Source organism: Micromonospora sp. LZ37, from assembly GCF_059359015.1.
Window position 1 is genome coordinate 170,560 of record NZ_JCADBL010000014.1, and the last position, 18,218, is coordinate 188,777.

The 18,218-nt window shown below is 74.2% G+C and carries 18 protein-coding genes; 9 read left to right on the forward strand and 9 right to left on the reverse strand.

Translation table 11 applies throughout. From position 1 onward, the window contains the following. Positions 1 to 14: 14 nt before the first annotated feature. Entirely contained in the window at positions 15 to 407 is a 393-nt protein-coding gene (locus AC5L3Z_RS25505; RefSeq protein WP_494845581.1) for an Imm32 family immunity protein, read from the forward strand. Positions 408 to 627: 220 nt separating this feature from the next. Here AC5L3Z_RS25505 and AC5L3Z_RS25510 read toward each other — a convergent pair whose 3' ends face one another. Next, positions 628 to 3,240, reverse strand: coding sequence for a glycoside hydrolase family 9 protein (locus tag AC5L3Z_RS25510; protein WP_494845582.1), 2,613 nt, complete (start codon positions 3,238 to 3,240; stop codon positions 628 to 630). Positions 3,241 to 3,470: 230 nt separating this feature from the next. On the opposite strand from AC5L3Z_RS25510, the gene AC5L3Z_RS25515 reads away from it, so the two are divergent. Continuing rightward, positions 3,471 to 4,196, forward strand: a complete 726-nt coding sequence (locus AC5L3Z_RS25515; RefSeq protein ID WP_494845584.1) for a PP2C family protein-serine/threonine phosphatase — start codon at positions 3,471 to 3,473, stop codon at positions 4,194 to 4,196. Here AC5L3Z_RS25515 and hrpB read toward each other — a convergent pair whose 3' ends face one another. The 3 genes from hrpB to AC5L3Z_RS25530 are packed head-to-tail and all read right to left on the reverse strand — an operon-like array spanning position 4,197 to position 7,813. Beyond that, on the reverse strand, positions 4,197 to 6,707 hold the full coding sequence (gene hrpB, locus AC5L3Z_RS25520) for an ATP-dependent helicase HrpB (RefSeq protein ID WP_494845585.1): 2,511 nt from the start codon (positions 6,705 to 6,707) through the stop codon (positions 4,197 to 4,199). 24 nt (positions 6,708 to 6,731) lie between these two features. Next, the gene (locus AC5L3Z_RS25525) at positions 6,732 to 6,932 is read right to left on the reverse strand and encodes a DUF397 domain-containing protein (RefSeq protein ID WP_494845586.1); all 201 of its coding nucleotides are present in this window, start codon (positions 6,930 to 6,932) and stop codon (positions 6,732 to 6,734) included. 38 nt (positions 6,933 to 6,970) lie between these two features. Further along, positions 6,971 to 7,813 (reverse strand): helix-turn-helix domain-containing protein, encoded by an 843-nt coding sequence (locus tag AC5L3Z_RS25530; protein ID WP_494845587.1) that lies wholly within the window; start codon positions 7,811 to 7,813, stop codon positions 6,971 to 6,973. Between the two features lie 144 nt (positions 7,814 to 7,957). On the opposite strand from AC5L3Z_RS25530, the gene AC5L3Z_RS25535 reads away from it, so the two are divergent. The 3 genes from AC5L3Z_RS25535 to AC5L3Z_RS25545 are packed head-to-tail and all read left to right on the forward strand — an operon-like array spanning position 7,958 to position 10,732. Further along, positions 7,958 to 8,584 carry a GOLPH3/VPS74 family protein gene (locus AC5L3Z_RS25535; RefSeq protein ID WP_494845647.1) on the forward strand — a complete coding sequence of 209 codons (627 nt, stop codon included), beginning with the start codon at positions 7,958 to 7,960 and terminating at the stop codon, positions 8,582 to 8,584. Between the two features lie 43 nt (positions 8,585 to 8,627). Beyond that, positions 8,628 to 10,148, forward strand: a complete 1,521-nt coding sequence (locus tag AC5L3Z_RS25540; RefSeq protein ID WP_494845590.1) for an APC family permease — start codon at positions 8,628 to 8,630, stop codon at positions 10,146 to 10,148. Then, positions 10,145 to 10,732 carry a GNAT family N-acetyltransferase gene (locus tag AC5L3Z_RS25545; RefSeq protein WP_494845591.1) on the forward strand — a complete coding sequence of 196 codons (588 nt, stop codon included), beginning with the start codon at positions 10,145 to 10,147 and terminating at the stop codon, positions 10,730 to 10,732. The genes AC5L3Z_RS25540 and AC5L3Z_RS25545 overlap by 4 nt, the downstream gene beginning before the upstream one ends. 179 nt (positions 10,733 to 10,911) lie before the next feature. Here AC5L3Z_RS25545 and AC5L3Z_RS25550 read toward each other — a convergent pair whose 3' ends face one another. Next, positions 10,912 to 11,736 (reverse strand): SigB/SigF/SigG family RNA polymerase sigma factor, encoded by an 825-nt coding sequence (locus AC5L3Z_RS25550; protein WP_334614919.1) that lies wholly within the window; start codon positions 11,734 to 11,736, stop codon positions 10,912 to 10,914. 380 nt (positions 11,737 to 12,116) lie between these two features. On the opposite strand from AC5L3Z_RS25550, the gene AC5L3Z_RS25555 reads away from it, so the two are divergent. Then, complete coding sequence (locus tag AC5L3Z_RS25555; RefSeq protein ID WP_494845592.1) at positions 12,117 to 12,863, forward strand: hypothetical protein; 747 nt, start codon at positions 12,117 to 12,119, stop codon at positions 12,861 to 12,863. Here the strand turns inward: AC5L3Z_RS25555 and AC5L3Z_RS25560 are convergent. After that, positions 12,812 to 14,401 carry a phospholipase D family protein gene (locus tag AC5L3Z_RS25560; RefSeq protein ID WP_494845594.1) on the reverse strand — a complete coding sequence of 530 codons (1,590 nt, stop codon included), beginning with the start codon at positions 14,399 to 14,401 and terminating at the stop codon, positions 12,812 to 12,814. The two genes, AC5L3Z_RS25555 and AC5L3Z_RS25560, sit on opposite strands and share 52 nt — an antisense overlap. A 138-nt stretch (positions 14,402 to 14,539) precedes the next feature. Between AC5L3Z_RS25560 and AC5L3Z_RS25565 the strand changes: the two genes are divergently transcribed. Continuing rightward, positions 14,540 to 14,668, forward strand: a complete 129-nt coding sequence (locus AC5L3Z_RS25565) for a hypothetical protein (protein WP_494845595.1) — start codon at positions 14,540 to 14,542, stop codon at positions 14,666 to 14,668. Between the two features lie 52 nt (positions 14,669 to 14,720). Here the strand turns inward: AC5L3Z_RS25565 and AC5L3Z_RS25570 are convergent, their stop codons facing one another. Both AC5L3Z_RS25570 and AC5L3Z_RS25575 read right to left on the reverse strand, forming a co-directional pair. Further along, complete coding sequence (locus tag AC5L3Z_RS25570; RefSeq protein ID WP_494845596.1) at positions 14,721 to 15,761, reverse strand: pirin family protein; 1,041 nt, start codon at positions 15,759 to 15,761, stop codon at positions 14,721 to 14,723. Between the two features lie 10 nt (positions 15,762 to 15,771). Beyond that, the gene (locus tag AC5L3Z_RS25575) at positions 15,772 to 16,251 is read right to left on the reverse strand and encodes a MarR family winged helix-turn-helix transcriptional regulator (RefSeq protein ID WP_494845597.1); all 480 of its coding nucleotides are present in this window, start codon (positions 16,249 to 16,251) and stop codon (positions 15,772 to 15,774) included. Positions 16,252 to 16,414: 163 nt separating this feature from the next. Here AC5L3Z_RS25575 and AC5L3Z_RS25580 point away from each other — a divergent pair, with 163 nt between their 5' ends. After that, positions 16,415 to 16,945, forward strand: coding sequence for a GNAT family N-acetyltransferase (locus AC5L3Z_RS25580; RefSeq protein WP_494845599.1), 531 nt, complete (start codon positions 16,415 to 16,417; stop codon positions 16,943 to 16,945). A 26-nt stretch (positions 16,946 to 16,971) separates the two neighbouring features. Next, positions 16,972 to 17,559 carry a DUF1684 domain-containing protein gene (locus AC5L3Z_RS25585; protein WP_494845600.1) on the forward strand — a complete coding sequence of 196 codons (588 nt, stop codon included), beginning with the start codon at positions 16,972 to 16,974 and terminating at the stop codon, positions 17,557 to 17,559. Positions 17,560 to 17,619: 60 nt separating this feature from the next. Here the strand turns inward: AC5L3Z_RS25585 and AC5L3Z_RS25590 are convergent, their stop codons facing one another. Continuing rightward, complete coding sequence (locus AC5L3Z_RS25590) at positions 17,620 to 18,207, reverse strand: general stress protein (RefSeq protein ID WP_494845601.1); 588 nt, start codon at positions 18,205 to 18,207, stop codon at positions 17,620 to 17,622. Positions 18,208 to 18,218 lie beyond the last annotated feature (11 nt).

Genomic DNA, 18,218 nt, shown 5'->3' on the forward strand with positions numbered 1-18,218 from the left:
GCCATGGGGGGCAGATGGAGATCCTTCACGACCCGGTGTCCGGGGAGGTCGACCTCTCCGCCTCCAGGGTGGAGTACGAGCTGCTCGCCTCGGTCGTCGCCGCCGGCGCAGGGGGGTGCCCGGCCGACCCGTCGGCACCGTGCGTCGCCGGGGACGTGGCGTTGGCCGGGGTGGAGGTGACGACCGTGCCGGGGCGAGCCGTGCTGATCGAGGTGGACGCCGGGCGGCTCCGGATCACCGGCGGCCCGGCGAAGCTCGCGAGGCTGGCGGAGATCGTGCGCGACGTGGCCGACCTCGACGACGGTGGTCACCTGCACGTCGAGTACCACCCGGACCACTGGTACCTGGCCGAGGGGTCGGTGCCGGTGATCCTCAACAGCCCGCACGGCGGCATGCCCCGGCGGTGACTGCCGGCTCGGCGACCGCTCCCACGAGCCCGCCCGCCGCCGCCGACGATGCCGCCGACTCTGGCGACAACTTCCCGGAAGTAGTGGCCTCCCGGCGGGGGGAGACCACAACTTCCGGGAAGTAGTGCGATCTTGCGCTGCCGCCCGGGACCCGGACGCCCGGGCCCGGGGCGGTGCCCAGGGGGCCCCGGGCGGTGGCCGCCCGGGGCGCGGGTGTCGGTCAGGACACGGTGCAGGCGGCGCCGTTGAGGGTGATCAGGTCGGGGGACGGGTTGGCGAGCGCGCCGGCCGCCCCGATCAGGCCGAAGGTCACGCTCCCGCCCGGCGCGATCCTCGCCTCGTACGACGGGTTGCGGGCGGTCACCGTGGCGCCGGACTGGCCCAGCTGCGCCGACCACGACCGGGTGACCCGCTGGTCGCCGGTGAAGGCGAACCGCACTTCCCAGCCGTTCACCGCCGAGCTGCTGGTGTTGCGGACGGTGACCTGGGTGTTGAAGCCGCCCGGCCAGCTGCCGTGGACGTCGTACGTGGCGGCGCAGCCGCGCGCCGGCACCGCCCCGGCCGCACCCTGGTCGGCGAGGAACGAGGCCATCCACGCCAGCGCCGAGTTCCAGTTGATCGCCACCTCGTTGGTCGCGTACGAGTTGATGTCGTCGACGTAGCAGAACATCGGCCGGCAGCCCTTGAGCAGCTGCGCGGCGTACGGGTCCTGGAGGGCGGCGTTCGGGCCGCCGGCCAGCGATCCGGCCGGCGGGTTCGGCGACGCCGGGTCGAGCTGGTGGGCGAAGATCCGGCTGTGCTGGTTGCGGGCGTGCCGCTCGCCCCAGCCGGTCACGTACGACATGTTCAGCGCGTTGCGGCCGAACAGGTAGTCCATCGCCTGCACCGCCCCGTCCCGGTACCTCGCGTCCCGGGTCAGGTCGAACGCGGTGGCCAGCACGATGGCGTTGTTGACGACGTTGCTGTTGCTGCCCCAGACGTAGCTGGCGGCGTCACCGGGGAAGGGCAGCCCGTACGCCTGGGCGCGCAGCGCCGCCAGGTACGCGTCCGCGGCGGCGGTCACCGAGGCGCGGACCCGGGCCCGGTCGGCGGCGGGCAGGCCGTTCGGCACGGTGGCCAGGTCGAGCCGGCCGAGCGCGGCCACGGCCTGCCAGCCGAAGGCGCCGCCGGGGGCGAAGACGTCGCCGGTGTGGTGCGGCGAGGCGGTCAGGTCGTCCCGGTGGCGCTGCTCGCCGAAGGTCAGGTACAGCTCGACCGCCGCCCAGTAGAACTCGTCGGTGACGTCGGTGTCGTCGTACGGGCCGCCGCCGGCGCCGCCGGCCGGGGCGTACACCGCGGGATGGGCCCGGGCGGCCGCGTAGGCGGTCTTCGCGGCGCTGCCGCAGCGGGCCGCGAACGCCGCGTCGTAGGGGGCGAAGAGGCGGGCGCACTGGGCGGCGACGGCGGCCAGGTTGAGGGTGGCCGCGGTCGAGGGCGGGTGCAGCTCGCGCGGCTGGGGGTCGTCCTGCGGGGCGAGCGGCAGGCCGGTCCAGGCCCGGTCGTGGATCTTGTGGTGGACCATCCCGGCGAGCGGTCTGCCGGCGGGGACCTGCATGCGGAGCAGGAACTCGATCTCCCACCGGGCCTCGTCGAGCACGTCGGGCACCCGGTTGCCCCGTTCGGGCAGCCGCAGCGTGGCGTCGCCGAGGGCCGCGCCGCCGTCGGCGCTCTCCGCGGTCTTCGTCCGCTCGAAGGTGCTCAACAACTGGTACGCGGCGATGCCGCCGTTGACCACGTACTTGCCGTGGTCGCCGGCGTCGTACCAGCCGCCGCGCACGTCGAGGGAGTAGTCGCACGTCCCGGGGACGCAGGGCACCTCGGTGTCGCCCTGGTTGGGCGCCACGCCGAGGTGGCCGGCCGGGCGCGCGTACTCCGCGCCGATCAGGTCGCCGTCGATGGCGATGCCGCTGCGCTGGGCGTAGAAGAACTGGAGCGAGTCGGCGCGCAGCCGGTCGTAGAGGGCGCCGGAGATGTCGAACGGGTGGCTGGTCTCGCCGTCGGCGACCAGGGTGTACCCGGTGCCGGGGGTGCGGTGGGAGGAGAAGTCGATGCTCTGCACCCGCTGCCCGGAGGCGGCGTCCACCCCGCGCGGCGTGCTCTCGCCGCTGGCCACCACCGCGCCGCCGGCCGATCTCAACTGCCAGGCCAGCGGGTCGGCCGCCTCGGTCACCACGGTGGCGTTCTTCGGCCCGCCGGGCAGGTAGCCGACCTGGTTGACCCGCACCCGCGGGCCGGTGTCCGGCACGTACGGCGGGGCGGCCTCGCCGCCGCGCAGGGAGACGTCGTCCAGGCAGAGTCGCTGCTCGGCGGGGGCCCCGCCGACCTGGAAGACCAGTTGGGCGTTGCTGTTGTCGTCCGGCACGGTGAAGGTCCGCTCGACCCGTTGGGTCTGCGTCCCGGCGGTGGCGTCGACGCTGGCGTACGTGGTGTAGGGGGCGCTGCCGAGCTGGAGGACGGCCTTGACGGCGGTGCCCGGTGTGGCGGAGACGTCGAAGCCGAGCCGGTACTCCGCGCCCGCGGTGAGCCGGACGCCGTCCTGGCCGATGCCGGCGTCCCACGGGTTGGCCAGGCCGCCCGGGACGGTGGCGCAGAGCCGGCCGTCGGCGGCGTCCGGTGCGCCCGTGCCGTAGGAGAACCAGGGGGAGACGCCCTCGCTGAAGTCGCCGTTGCTGAGCTGCTCGGGGGCGTCCGGCGGTACCTCGGCGTGGGCCACGCCGGCGCCGGCGCCGGTGAGGACCAGGGTGGTCGCCGCCAGCAGCGCCAGCTGGGGTCGACGGCGTCGGTTCAGGATCACGGGGGATTCCTTCCGGACGGGGGTGGTGGGGAGCGGACGTATTGGGAGCGCTCCCAATGTGAGTCGATGTTTCCAGCGCGACACGCCGCTGTCAATCGATCCATCCCGATGACCCGCCACCCGGAAAATCTGCTTCCGGCGCCCTACCGACAGTGAGATTCGCCGCGCGACGCGCCGTCGTGCTGATCTCATGAAGACAACAGCGCCCTTCGCCTGGCAGGCTGCCACCCATGACCCTGAAGCTTCGTTCCGTCGGGACGAGCGACCGTGGGCTGATCCGCAGCGGAAACCAGGACGCCCTGCACGCCGGTGCCTGGCTCGTCGCCGTCGCCGACGGCATGGGCGGGATGGCGGCCGGCGACCTGGCCAGCCGGATCGCCATCGACGCGGTCGCTCCCCTGGACGTCGAGACCCCCGAGGACGCCCTGGTGGCCGCGCTCCAGAGCGGCATCGAGCTGGCCACCGCACGGATCCGGCAGGCGGTCGACGAGGACCCGGAACGGCAGGGCATGGGCACCACACTGACCGCCCTGCTCTTCGCCCGGACCGGTAGCTGCCTCGCCCTGGCCCACGTCGGCGACTCCCGCGCCTACCTGTTCCGGGAGGGCACCCTCAAGCAGGTCACCCGGGACGACACCTTCGTGCAGATGCTCGTCGACCAGGGCGTGATCCGCCCGGAGGAGGCGGCCAGCCACCCCCGCCGGGCCGTGGTGACCCAGGCCCTCCAGGGCGACGAGGTCTCCCCGTCGTACGCGACGATGGTGCCCTGGGCCGGCGACCGCTGGCTGCTCTGCAGCGACGGCCTCTCCAACGTCGTCCGGCCGGACACCCTTGCCGAGGTGCTCGGCGAGACCCCCGACCGGGAGCTGTGCGCCCGGCGCCTGATCGACCTGGCGCTGCGGGCGGGCGGCCCGGACAACGTCACCGTGCTCATCGCCGACGTCGTCGACGAGTAGTCAGCGCCGCCGGGGAGCGGCCCGCCGGGTGGGCGCCGCGGTGGTCGGGTCCTCCGGCCAGGGATGACGCGGGTAGCGGCCGCGCAGCTCCCCGCGTACCTGGGCGTACCCGGTGCGCCAGAAGGACGCCAGGTCGGCGGTGACCGCCACCGGGCGACCGGCCGGGGAGAGCAGGTGCAGCAGCACCGGCACCCGGCCGTCGGCGATCCGTGGCGCGTCCCGCCAACCGAAGGTCTCCTGGAGCTTCACCGCCAGCACCGGCGCCGCCGGGTCGGCGTAGTCCAGGCGGATCTTCGAACCGCTGGGCACCTCGATCCGCTCCGGGGCCAGCTCGTCCAGGCGGGCCGCCAGCGGCCAGGGCAGCAGCCGGCGCAGGGCGGTGGCGACGTCGATGCGGGCCAGGTCGGCGCGGCGGCGGGCGCCGCCCAGCTCCGGGCCGAGCCAGCCCGGCGCGGTGGCGAGCAGCGCCTCGTCCGTGACGTCCGGCCAGCTCTCGCCGAGGGCGTGCCGGCAGAAGGCCATCCGGTCCCGCAGCGACCGGGCCGCCGGCGACCAGCTCAGCAGCGCCAACCCCTCCTGGCGCAGGCCCTCGCGCAGCGCCCCCGCCAGCAGCTCCGGCGCCGGCCGGGCCAGCGGCCGGACCACCAGGTCGATCGCGCCGAGCCGGACCGCCTCCCGGGCCACCACGTCCCCGTCGGCCCAGCGCACCTCGCGCTCGGTGCGCAGCAGCGGCCCGCCGGCCTCCCGCGCGGTCGCCTCGTCCAGGGCGGCGGCGAGCCGGATCCGCGCCGTCGGCGCGCCGGGGGAGCGGTCCGCCACGGCGACCGCCAGCCAGTCGACGCCCGCCAGCGCCGACCCGGGCGCCAGCTCCGCCGCGGTCCCGCCCGCCATCAGGTACGACGTCCCGCCGGCCCGGCGCACCCGGGCCAGCCGCTCCGGGTACGCCAGGCCGGCCAGCAGCCCGGCGGCCAGGTCGTCGGGGAGTCGCTCGCCGCCGCCGGCGTCGGCGGGCAGGGCGGCGCGCAGCCGGCGTACCTCGGTGCGCCAGCGTGCCGTGGCGCCCGGGTCGACGTTGCCGCGCAGCCGTCGCCACGCCGCGGTGAGGTCGTGGTCCCGTCCGGTCAGGCTCTCCTCGGCGAGCAGCGCGACCACCTCGGCGGCCCGCTGCGCGCCGACCCGCTCGGCGCCGTCGAGCAGCGCCCGGGCCAGCCGGGGGTGCGCGCCGGCCGCCGTGATCGCCCGCCCCCGGGCGGTGATCCGGCCGTCGGCGTCCACCGCGCCGAGGGTGGCCAGCGTCTCCCGGGCGACGGTCAGCGCGGCGGGCGGCGGCGGGTCGGGCAGCGCCAGGCCGGCGCCGTCCGGGCTGCCCCAGGCCGCCAGGTCCAGCGCGAACCCGGTCAGGTCGGCGGTGGCGATCTCCGGCTGCGGCTGGGCGGCGAGCCGCTCGTGGGTGGCCTCGGACCAGCACCGGTAGACGTACCCGGGGGCCTCCCGGCCGGCCCGGCCGGCCCGCTGGGTCGCCGCGGCGCGGGAGACCGGGACGGTGACCAGCGCCCCCAGTCCCCGGGACAGGTCGGTGCGGGCGACCCGGCTCAGCCCGGCGTCCACCACCACCCGCACCCCGGGCACGGTCAGGCTGCTCTCCGCGACCGCGGTGGCGAGCACCACCCGGCGCCGGTCGGCGGGGCGTAGCGCGGCGTCCTGCGCGGCCCCGGGCAGGCGTCCGTGCAGCGGCAGGAGGGCGACCTCCCGGTCGAGGTCGGCCAGCCGCCGCGCCACCGCGCCGATCTCCCCCGCGCCGGGCAGGAAGACCAACAGGTCGCCCTCGCGCTCGCGCAACGCCCGCCGCACGGTGGCCGCGACGTGGTCGAGCAGGGCGGGGTCGACCCGGCCGGCGCCCGGCGGCGCCACCGGCCGGGGCGGCGGCGCCCAGATCCGGGTGACCGGGTGCAGCGCCGCCTCGGCCCGGACGATCGGCGCCGGCTCCCCGTCGCCGGCCAGCAGCGCGGCGAACCGGTCCGCCTCCGGCGTCGCGGACATCGCCAGCAACCACAGGTCCGGGCGGAGCGTGGCCCGGGCCTCCACCGCGAAGGCGAGCGCCAGGTCGGCGTCGAGCTGCCGCTCGTGGCACTCGTCGAGCAGCACCGCGCCGACGCCGGGCAGCTCCGGGTCGTGGTGCAGGCGGCGCAGCAGCAGGCCGGTGGTGACCACCTCGACCCGGGTCCGCGGACCGCTGCGGCGTTCGCCGCGCACGGCGTACCCGACGCGCCCGCCGACCGGCTCGCCGAGGAGCGCGGCCATCCGGCGGGCCGCGGCGCGGGCGGCGACCCGCCGAGGCTGGGCGATCACCACCCGGCCGTCGACCGCGTCGGCCACCGCCAGGGGAGCGAGGGTGGTCTTGCCGGTGCCCGGCGGGGCCACCAGGACGGCGCTGCCGCTCCCGGTCAGCGCCGCCAGCACCGCCGGCAGCGCCGGGCGGACCGGCAGGTCGAGGGAGACGTCGGAGAGCACGGCTCCCACTCTGGCACCCGGCGGTCAGCCGGGGCGTACCGCGTCGACGCCGGCGACGAAGGCGGCCCAGGTCCCCGCCGGGAAGAGCAGCACCGGCCCGCCGCGGTCCTTGCTGTCCCGGACGGCGACCCGACCCGCGCCGACGGCGACCTCGACGCAGTTGCCGTTGCCGCTGCTGCGGGTGCTGGTGCGCCAGTCCGTCCCGGACAGGTCGAGCGCGGTCATCCGGTACCTCACGTCCCCTGTGGCGTGCCGCGAGGCGGTCACGCTAAGTCACGAGCAGCCGCCTCCAGGCGGGCCACGGAGTCCGCCGGATCCAGTGCCATCCGGCACAGCTCCTCGTGCACCAGGCTATACCCGCGCACGTGCGCGGCCTCCTCCAGAGCCAGTCCCATCGTGAGATTGTCCAGGTAGACCACGGCCGCGTCGGCCGCGTCGGCGAAGTTGAGGATGACGTACGGGGTGCTCATCGCCGGGTGGGCGCCGGCGCTGAACGGGAGCACATGGATTGTCACGTTGGGTGACTGAGCGGCCCGGGCCATGTGGGCGAGCTGACCGGCCATCACGGCGGGGCCACCCACCGGTCGCCGCAGCACCGCCTCGTTCAGGACCACCGACAACTGCACCGGAGACTCCCGGTGCAGCACCTCCTGGCGGCGCAGCCGGGCGGCGACCTTGCGTTCGAGGCCCTCTTCCCCGGCGGTACGCCGGTAGATCTCCCGGGCGTACGCCTCGGTCTGGAGCAGCCCGGGCACCGCCTCCGCCTCGTACGTGCGCAGCGTCGCCGCCTCCGCCTCCAACCCGACGTAGAACTCGAACCACTCGGGCAGCACGTCGCTGTAGTTCTGCCACCAGCCGCGCTGCTGGGCGCTGCGGGCGATCTCGATCAGCGCCTCGGCGTCGGCGCCGGTGACCGCGTAGAGCGCCAGCGCGGCCCGTACGTCCCGGGGCTTGACGCCGATCTGGGCGTTCTCGATCCGGGACAGGTTGCTCTTGGACATGTCGAGCTGGCGGGCCGCCACGTCGAGCGTCATGCCGGCGCGCTCGCGCAGGTGGCGCAGTTCCCGGGCGATACGACGGCGGCGAACGGTGGGACTGGCGGTCACCCTCCGAGTCTGTCACGACAAGATCCGCAGGTCGCGCGAGCACGGAGTGCAACTACCAAATCTGGGAGTTGCATTGGTGGGACGGTGCATGCATCCTGTCACCCGGCGTCGATCACTTGTGGACAACCCGCGTTGGAGGCTCGTTTGCTCATCGCCGACGAGTTCTTCCTGATCGCCCACAACGACAGCCGGGGCAAGGCGAAGCTCCACCCGACCGCGACCGGGCTCGGCCTCGCCGGCGGCCTCCTCGGGGAGTTGATCCTCTTCGGTCAGATCACCGTCGCCTCCGGCCAACTGACCGTCGTGGACCGGCGCCCACCGGCCGACGCGCTGTCGCACACCGTGCTGGACCAGCTGATCGGTGAGTCGCAGCACCGGGAGCTGCGCACCTGGCTGGCCTTCCTCGCCCAGTCCGCGACCACGTCGGTGGGGGAGCGGTTGGCCCGGGCCGGGGTGCTGCGCCGGCAGGAGAAGCGGTCGTTGCTGCGGTCGAGCGTCAACTACGTGCCGATCGACCTCAACGCCGTCGCCTGGCCGGCCACCCGGCTGGCCGCCCTGCTGGAACGGGCCGAACCGCCGTCGGTGCCGGACGCCACCCTGCTCGGGCTGGTCGCCGCCGCCGGCCTGACCCGCGAGGTGCTCTGGAGCGCCGGCCCCCGCGCCCACCACCGCCTCGGCCTGCTGCTCCAGTCGCTGCCCGCCCCCCTGAAGGAACTCGTCTCGCACACCGAGGCGGCCGTCGGCGCCGCCGTGCTGCGCGGCGCCCCCTGATCCCGCCCCCCACAACCCCTCCCTGACGAACCGGAGCACCCCCATGCCCCCGACCTCGACGCTGGAACGACCCAGCAACGTCTCCGACGCCCTGGCCCGTGGCCGGCTCGGCGTCCCCTCGGTGATCTTCTTCGTCCTCTCCGCTGCCGCACCGCTGACGGTGGTGGCCGGCGTGGTCACCACCGGGTACGCGGTCACCGGCGTGACCGGCATCCCGCTGGCCTTCCTGGTGGTGGCGGCGGTACTCGCGCTCTTCTCGGTCGGCTACGTCGCGATGGCCCGGCGGGTCGCCAACGCGGGGGCGTTCTACGCCTACATCTCCCGCGGGCTGGGCCGCCCGGCCGGCGTGGGCGCGGCCTGGGTGGCGCTGATCGCGTACAACGCCCTTCAGATCGGGCTCTACGGCGCGGTCGGCGCGGCGGCCGAGCCGGTGCTGGTCCAGTTGGTCGGCGAAAGTCCGGCGTGGTGGGTGATCGCCCTGGTCGCCTGGGCGCTGGTCGCCGTGCTGGGGCTGCTCCGGGTGGACATCAACGGGTTGGTCCTCGCGGTGCTGCTGCTCGCCGAGATCGCGGTCATCGTCGTCTTCGACCTGGCGCAGGTGACCCACCCCGCGGGCGACTCGGTCAGCTTCACGACGCTCTCGCCGGAGAACCTGTTCGTGCCGGGCGTCGGCGCCATTCTGGTGCTCGCCACCACCGGGTTCACCGGGTTCGAGTCCGCCGTGGTGTTCAGCGAGGAGAGCAAGGACCCGAAGCGGACCGTGCCGATGGCCACCTATCTCTCCGTGGCCATCATCGCCGGGCTCTACGCCTTCTCGGCCTGGACGATGACGGTGGCGACCGGACCGGACAAGATCGTCGAAGCGTCCCGGGAGCAGAGCACCGGACTCATCTTCAACCTGGCCGGCGAGCACCTCGGGGACACCGCGGTCAGCATCGGCCAGGCGCTCTTCCTCACCTCGCTGCTCGCCGCGATGATCTCCTTCCACAACACCACCGCCCGGTACGCCTTCGCGCTCGGGCGGGAGCGGGTGCTGCCGGCCGCGTTCGGGCAGACCTCCCCGCGCACCGGCTCGCCCCGGGTGGCGTCGCTGGCGCAGAGCGCCCTCGGTCTGGTGGTGATCGTCCTGTACGCCCTGGCCGGCTGGGACCCGCTGGTGCAGCTCTTCTTCTGGGGCGGCACCGGGGGCGGCTTCGGCGTACTGCTGCTGATCGCCGCCACCTCGATCGCGGTGATCGTCTACTTCGCCCGTACCGGCGCGACGGAGACCCTCTGGCGGCGCGCCGTCGCACCGGGCGTCGCGGCGGTCGCGCTGCTCTCCATCGTCGCGGTGGCGGTGGCGAACTTCGCCACCCTGCTCGGGGTGGCGCCGGACGACCCGCTGCGCTGGATCATCCCGGCCGTCTACCCGGTCGCCGCGCTGCTCGGCGTCCTCTGGGGCCTGATGCTGCGCGGCAGCCGTCCCGACGTGTATGCCCGGATCGGACTCGGCGCGGAGAGCGCCGCTGCCGGTGTCCTCTCCGCGCCCACGTCCCCGCGGAGCGGCGCCGAGGCGCTGCGGTGACCGGTGCGATCGAGCGGCTCGGCGCGGACCGGACCCGGGCCGTCGCCGAGCTGATCGCCACCGCGTTCACGCCGTTGGCGGTGACCGCCTGGCTGGTGCCCGACGAGGCGAAGCGGGAGGCCGTGCTGGCCGACAACTTCGAGATCCTGGTGGACCACGCCATGCGCCACGGCCTGGTCCACGGCACCGCGGACGCCTCCGGGGTGGCGGTCTGGTTCCCGCAGGTCGGCGAGCCGGCCCCGGCGCCGCCGGAGTACGACGCCCGGCTCGCGGCGGCCTGCGGCGAGTGGACCCCCCGGTTCCAGCACCTCGACGAGCTGTTCGAGGCGAACCACCCGCACGCCGAGCACCACCACCTGGCGTTCCTGGCGATCGCCCCGGACCGTCAGGGACAGGGCATCGGCACCGCGCTGCTGCGGCACCACCACGCCTGGCTGGACGCCAACGGCATGCCGGGCTACCTGGAGGCCAGCAGCGAGGGCAGCCGCGACCTCTACGCGCGGCACGGCTACCAGGTGCGGGAGCCGTTCCGGCTGCCCGACGGCACCCCCTTCTGGCCGATGTGGCGCAACCCCACGGTCTGAGCCGTACGGACGGGACCCCGGCGAACTCGCCGGGGTCCCGTCTCGCGTCGCTGACCGACCACCCGCCGTCGGCGCCGGTTCGGCGGCGGGCACGAGGAGGCCCGGCCGGCGAACCGCCGACCGGGCCCCGGGGACGCGAGGTGGCCGGGCCCGCCGACCCCGGCCACCGTCGTCGTCCCTCAGTACGTGCCGTCCAGTTGACCCCGCAGCTTGGTCAGCGCCCGGGCCAGCAGCCGCGAGACGTGCATCTGCGACACGCCGATCTGCTCGGCGATCTGCGACTGGGTCAGGTTGCCGTAGAAGCGCAGGGTGAGGATCTTCTGCTCGCGCTCGTCCAGGGTGGCCAGCGCCGGGCCGAGAGCGACCCGCAGCTCGGCGAGCTCGAACTCGTTGTCCTCGCCGCCGAGCATGTCGCCCAGCTCGGTCGCCCGGTCGCCGTCGCCGGTCGGGGTGGACAGCGACACCGCGTTGTACGCGCGGGCGCCCTCCAGGCCCTCCAGCACCTCCTCCTCGGTGAGCTTGAGGTGGGCGGCGATGTCGGCGACCGTCGGCGAGCGGCCGAGGGTCTGCAGCAGCGAGCTGTTGGCGTCGGAGATGGCCAGCCGCAGCTCCTGGAGGCGACGCGGCACCCGGATGTCCCAGGTGCGGTCGCGGAAGTGCCGCTTGAGCTCGCCGATGATGGTGGGGATGGCGTAGCCGGCGAAGTCGACGCCGCGCGACGGGTCGAACTTGTCGATCGCCTTGATCAGGCCGACGGCGGCGGTCTGGGCCAGGTCGTCGGTCGGCTCGCCGCGGCCGCTGTAGCGGTGGGCGAGGTGGTTGGCCAGGGGGAGCCAGGCCTCGATCGCCCGGTCGCGCATGGCGGCGCGGGAAGGGTGGTTGGCGGGCAGCGCGGCCATCGCGTTGAGCAGGTCGGCGGCGCTGTCGGTGAGGGCGCGCGGGTCCAGCTTCTCGGTGGTGGACGGCGTTGTGGCCGCCTGCTCACTGATCGTTGACGCGGTCATTGGTGGTCCTCCCTGCACCTCGTCCGCGGACAAAAAAGTGGTGACGCTTCGGTTTAGCTTCAGATAGGCCGTTCGAGAGTCACCTTAGCCTGATCGGTCCGACGAAATCTAGCCGAAAGGACGATGTACTTACGTTACTTACTGGTGCGAAGCGGACTTTGTGTCCGTATCCTCCGGCGTTTTGTGATCACTGTTACCGGTCCGATCGGCTGACGCCGATCCTCGGGCGGCCACCGGTGTCCGACCGGGCGGCCCGTGGGTGACCCTGAGCGGTCAACGAGAAACCCGACAGGAGGCCGGCAGTGTCGGCTTTCCGTCGTTGTCCCGCCGACGGGACTGGCCGTAGCGTCGCGTGTACATCCCCCTGACCCGGAGGCGTCGTGCTCGACCCCGCGGACCCGCACATCGTCGTCGACAGCCGCACCCTGCACTTCAGCTGGCTGCCGGCGGACCCCGACGCGGTCGCCGCCCTGGTCCCCGCCGGCCTGCGGGCCCGCCCGGACCGTCAGGTCTTCATGAACCAGTACGTGGTGGACGACGACACCCAGACCTCCGGGTTCGGCGCCTACTCACTGACGTACCTGGGGGTCGCGCTCACCGGCGCGGACGCGCCGGACGGTGTCACGCCGGGGGGATGGTGGACCCACTACGTCACCTCGAGTCCCCTGGTGCGGGGGTACGCGGCCGCCCGGGGCGCGCCGGCGGTGCTCGGCCGGACCACCATCGACGTCCGCGGCGACCTCCTGGTCGCCGAGACCGAGGCGGACGGCGTCCCGCTGATCCGCGCCCGGGCCCGGATCGGTGACACCGGGCGCACCGTGCGGACGGGGCACAACCGGTACTTCACCCTGAGCGACGGCCAGCTCTTCAGCGCCGTCTACCCGTTCGTCGCCGAGCCGGTCACCCCGTTCGAGATCGAGTCGGTGGAGTTCCTGGAGCCGGGCCACCCGACCTACGCGCTCCGGCCGGAGAACCCGCTGATGATCGCGTGGGGCTTCTACGCGCCGCGCACGTCCTTCGCGTACCCGGGCGGGTTGACCCGGTACCCGGGCAGCCCGGAGCCGGGACGGCAGACTCACCAGGTGCCGGCGCGCCGGTCCCGCAGCGGCCTGCCATCCGGGTCGTAGACCAGCCGGTACGCCGGTACCGCCCAGAGCCGGGTGTGCCAGCGCAGGCGCTCCGCGCGGTGCGGGCGCAACCGCCCCGGTGGCCGAGGGCCCCGGCGACCCGAGTCGTGCCACCGCTGAAGCGCGTCGGCCGCCGAGACGATCGCCCGCACCGCGGTGGCCGGGTCGAGCAGGTCGGCGTCCTCGCCGCCGTCCGGGTCGCGGTCGAGGTGCTCACGCCACAGGCGCAGCCGCAGCTCCCGGGCGAAGGCCCGGGCCCCGTCACCCTGCCCGGCCGGGTCCGCCGGGGCGCGCTCGTCCCGGGTCTCGTCGAGCACCGCGCAGGAGAGCTCGCTGTCGTGCGTCCAGGACCGGCGGTTGAAGTTGTCGCTGCCCACGCTCGCCCAGACGTCGTCGACCACGCAGACCTTCGCGTGCACGTAGACCGGTTCCGACCGCTGGTTCTCCACGTCGAAGACGTGCACCCGGTCGGCCGCCGCCCGCTGGCAGAGCGAGAGCGCCTGCTCCCGGCCCACCATGTTCGGCGGCAGGGCGAGCCGGCCGTCGACGTCCGGGTACCGGGGGACCACCGCCACCAGGTGCAGGTCCGGGTTGTCCCGCAGCGCCTGGGCGAAGAGCTCGGCCACCTCGGTCGACCAGAGGTACTGGTCCTCCAGGTAGATCAGCCGGCGGGCCCGCCGGACCGCCTTGGTGTACCCACGGGCCACGGTGCGCTCGCCGTCGGGGGCGAAGGAGTACCGGGGACGGACCGCCGGATAGGTACGCAGCACCTGAACCGCGTGCGGACCGCACGGCGGCGGGTCGGCCGGCTGCTCCGGCAACGGGTCGGGGCGCAGGTCGGAGCCGCGCAGCCGGTCCCGCAGGTAGGCCATCGGGTTCTCCGAGTCCAGCGGCATCGGGTCGGTCCACCGCTCGCGGAACGTGGTGTCCAGCGCGCCGACCACCGGCCCGCGGAGCGCGAGCTGCACGTCGTGCCAGGGCGGGCGCGGGCCGTACCGCGGTGACATGGCCACCGCCTGCGGGTCGCCGGCGTGCCCGGCGTCGTCCCGGCGGCTGTGGCACAGGTCGATCCCGCCGGCGAAGGCGATGTCGCGGTCCGGCGCGTCCGGGTGCCGCAGCACCACCAGCTTCTGGTGGTGCGACCCGCCGCGGCGGACCCGCTGGTCGAGCAGCACCTCGCCGCCGGCGGCGCAGATCGCCTCGCTGAGGTCGCGGTTCTCCTCCTCGCTGTAGGAGAGCGCGTCGAGGTGGGAGCGCCAGAGCAGACCCTTGACGACCACCCCGCGCTGCGCGGCCCGGGCGAAGAGCTGGACCACGGTGGGGCCGTCCGGGCGCATCCGCTCGTCCGGGTCGCCCCGCCAGTCGGTGAAGAAGAGGTGGTCGCCGGCCTTCAGCGCCTCCACCTCGGTGACCAGTCGGTCGAAATACGCGGCGCCGTGAATTAGTGGCTCGGCGAGGTTTCCGGTCGCCCAGACGGGTAATTCCGAGACCGGGTTGGCACGTTCCTCAGCGGTCAGGAACCAGTCCTGCACTGCCACGTTCCAGCCCCCCGAGGTCGATCGACAACGTCCTCACGGTAGGCCCCCAGCTCAGGGCTCGCATGTCGGGTGAGCCGGACATGCCCCGGTGGGGGGCCACCGCACCCCAGACGCAGCGAACACCGAGGAGGCCCCACCATGCCCGCCGAGACCACCGACTCCGTGTCCGAGTACCGCCCGCAGGCGGTGGAGAGCGAACGGGGCGCGGTCCTGGCGGTGTTGCTCATGGTCATCCTCGGCGTGGCCGGGATCTTCGCCGTCTCCTGAACGCCGACCGGGCGCCCCGCTCAGCGGGGCGCCCGGTCAGGTCGATCCGACGTCAGCGCCGCTTGCTCCGACCGCGGTTCTGCGGGCGCTTGCCCTGACCCCCGGTCTGCGGGCGCTTGCCCTGACCCCCGGTGTGCGGCAACCGCTTGGCCGGGATGACGCCGAGCTTGCCGGCCTGGTAGTCCTCGAACGCCTGCACCAGCTCGGCGCGGGTGTTCATCACGAACGGCCCGTAGTGCGCCACCGGCTCCCGGATCGGCTGGCCGCCCATGATGTAGAGGTCCATCGCCGGGGTGTTGGCGTCCTGCCGGGCGTCGGCGGTGACCCGCAACGCGTCGCCCTGCCCGTGCACGGCCAGCTGCCCGCTGCCGAACGGCCGGCGGTCGGTGCCGACCGTGCCCCGCCCGCCCAGCACGTAGACCAGCGCGTTGAAGTCCGACCGCCAGGGCAGGCTCAGTTCGGCGCCGGGCTGGAGCGTGACGTGCGCGATGGTGATCGGGGTGTGGGTCGACCCCGGCCCCTGGTGCCCGGCGACCTCGCCGGCGATCACCCGGATCAGCGCACCGCCGTCGGGCGTGGTGAGCAGCGCGGCCTGCCGGCCGCGGATGTCCTGGTAGCGCGGCGTCATCATCTTGTCCGCGGCGGGCAGGTTGACCCAGAGCTGCAGGCCGTGGAAGAGCCCACCGCTGCGCACCAGCTTCTCCGGCGGCGCCTCGATGTGCAACAGGCCACGACCGGCCGTCATCCACTGCGTGTCGCCGTTGGTGATGGTGCCGCCACCGCCGTGCGAGTCCTGGTGGTCCATGATCCCGTCGATCATGTAGGTCACCGTCTCGAAGCCGCGGTGCGGGTGCCACGAGGTGCCCTTGGGCTCACCCGGCGCGTAGTCGACCTCGCCCATCTGGTCCAGGTGGATGAACGGGTCCAGCTCGGTCATCGGGACCCCGGCGAAGGCCCGGCGCACCGGGAAACCCTCGCCCTCGAAGCCCCGCGGCGCGGTGATCACGCGGCGGACCAGGCGGTAGCGGGTGGTCTCGTCGAGCCGCGGCAGGCGCGGCAGGACGAGGACGTCGTCGACGGTGATGGCGGGCATCGCGAACTCCTTAGTCGCTGGGGGGGGACGCAACGTCGCGGTCGGCGCGAAGGCGCCGGCCGAGCCGTTCGAAGACCCGGGTGAGGCAGGCGACCTCGGCGTCGTCGAGGTCGTCCATCAGGTGCCGGCGCGCCGAGGTCAGGTGGTGCGGCGCGGCCTCGCGCAGGGCGAGCAGCCCGGCGGCGGTGAGCACCGCCTCGCTGCCCCGGCGGTCCTGCGGACAGGACTCCTTGGCGACCAGGCCCCGCTTCTGCATGGCGGAGATCTGGTAGGTCAGCCGGCTGGGTGAGAAGACCAGTCGGCCGGCCAACTCCCCCATCCGTAGTCGCTGCCCGGGCGCCTCGGAGAGCAGGACCAGCACGTGGTAGTCGGCGAGGCTCAGCTCGCTCTCCGTACGCAGGTCGTCCTCCAGCCTGGTGAAGAACCGCTGGCTCGCCTCGATGTACGCGCGCCAGCAGGCCATCCGCTCGCTGTCCAGGCCCTCCGTCATGACGCCGACGGTACCACTATTTCAAATTTCAACAAAGCCTCGGAACCCCATGTGAGCACGGTAACGCCGGGGATCGGCTGCGCCGGTACTTGCACTTTGAAACAACTATCGGGTTCGAAAATTCCGTGCGCCTGGCGGGCCGGCGGTGCCACACTGCCGCCTCGTGAAGCACATCGAGATCCCCGCCCCCGGCCTGCGGTTGCGCCCCTGGCGGCAGGAGGACGCCCCGGCCGTCCTCGCCGCCCTCCGGGACCCGGCCGTGGCCCAGTGGAACCCGTCGCCGAGCGGTACCGACCTGGACGGGGCCCGGGAGTGGCTCCGGCGTCGCGCCGACACCTCCGCCGGCGACCACGTCAGCCTGGCCGTGGTCGGGCCGGACGACGACGACCTGCTGGGCTCGGTCTCGCTGAACCGGATCCACGACGGTGACGCCTCGATCGGCTACTGGACGGTTCCCGCGGCCCGGGGGAGGGGCGTGGCCTCCACCGCCGTCACCGCGCTGACCGCCTTCGCGTTCGGCCGGCTCGCGCTGCACCGGATCGAGCTCTGCCACGCCGTCGCCAACCCGGCGTCCTGTCGGGTCGCCGTTCGGGCCGGGTATCCCGTCGAGGGGACGCTGCGTGAGTCGTACCGCTACGGCGACGGTCGACGCTACGACGAGCACCTGCACGCCCGGTTGGTCACCGACGCCTGAGGCGGGCACTGGCTTAGGGTCGGAGGGTGGACGACCTCGAACTGCTCGACTGGCGCGAGCGCGTGGCCCGGCTCTACCTCTCCGACCTGGACCTCGGCGGGTTCCGGGCGGCCCGCGACGAGTTGTTCGCCCGGCATCCGCAGAGCCCCCTGCCAGCGGCGGACCGGGCCGCCTTCACCGGGCTGGGCTGGTTCCCGCCGAACCCGGACGCCGTCGTGGAGGCGCCGCTGCGGCCCGCCTCCGGGACGATGAGCATCGACACCGGTGGGCCCGACGGCGTGGTCGACTACCGGCGGGTCGCGGTCGCGGAGACCCCGTGGGGCCCGCTCACCCTGTGGTGGATCGAGGCGTACGGGGGCGGGCTCTTCGTGCCGCTGCGCGACGGCACCTGCGGGGCGGAGACCTACGGCGGCGGCCGGTACCTGACCGACACGGTCAAGGGCAGCTTCGGCCGTGGCCTGACCGTGCTGCCCGACCGGCGGGTACGCCTGGACGCCAACTACCTCTACAACCCCAGCTGCGCGTACGACGACCGGTGGGCCTGCCCCCTCGCCCCGCCGGAGAACCGGGTGGAGGTCCCGCTGCGCGCCGGAGAGCTGACGTACCGGCACTGACCGGGCGTCGACACGGGCTGACGCCCCGGCGCGTAGCGTGCCGGGGCGTCCGCCGGTGGCTCAGCGGGCGGTCGCGCCGGTCGGGGTCAGGTGCATCCGACCGAGCAGTTGCCGCGCCTGGTCGGCCAGGTCCGCGTCCACGATGACCGCGTACTGGCCGGCGCGCAGCGAGCTCGCCGAGGTGAAGTCGCGCTGGCCGCCGGACATGGCGTGCGCCACCGCGCCGAAGACCGCACCCCAGATCGCGCCGATGACCAGGCCGACCAGGATCACCGCGACCCAGTTGCCGACGGTGAAGATGCCGAACAGCAGGCCGATGAAGAGGCCGAACCAGGCACCGGTGCCCGCGCCGAGCAGGGCGGCGCGCGCCGTGGTGAGCCGGCCGAGCACCGTCTCCACCAGAGTCAGGTTGGTCCCCACGATGGCGGTGTGCTCCACCGGGAACCGGTTGTCCGCCAGATAGTCCACCACCCGCTGCGCGGACGGATAATCCGGGTACGAGCCGATCGTCACGGTGGGCGGGCCGGTCTCGGGACCGTGCCCGTCCCCGCCGGGCGTCGCCGGCCGGCCGGCCGGACCGGACGGGAGGTTCTCGCCGCCCGGCATCCCGGGTCGCCAGCCGGCGGTCGGGGTCGAGGGTCTGCTCATGGCTCCTCCTT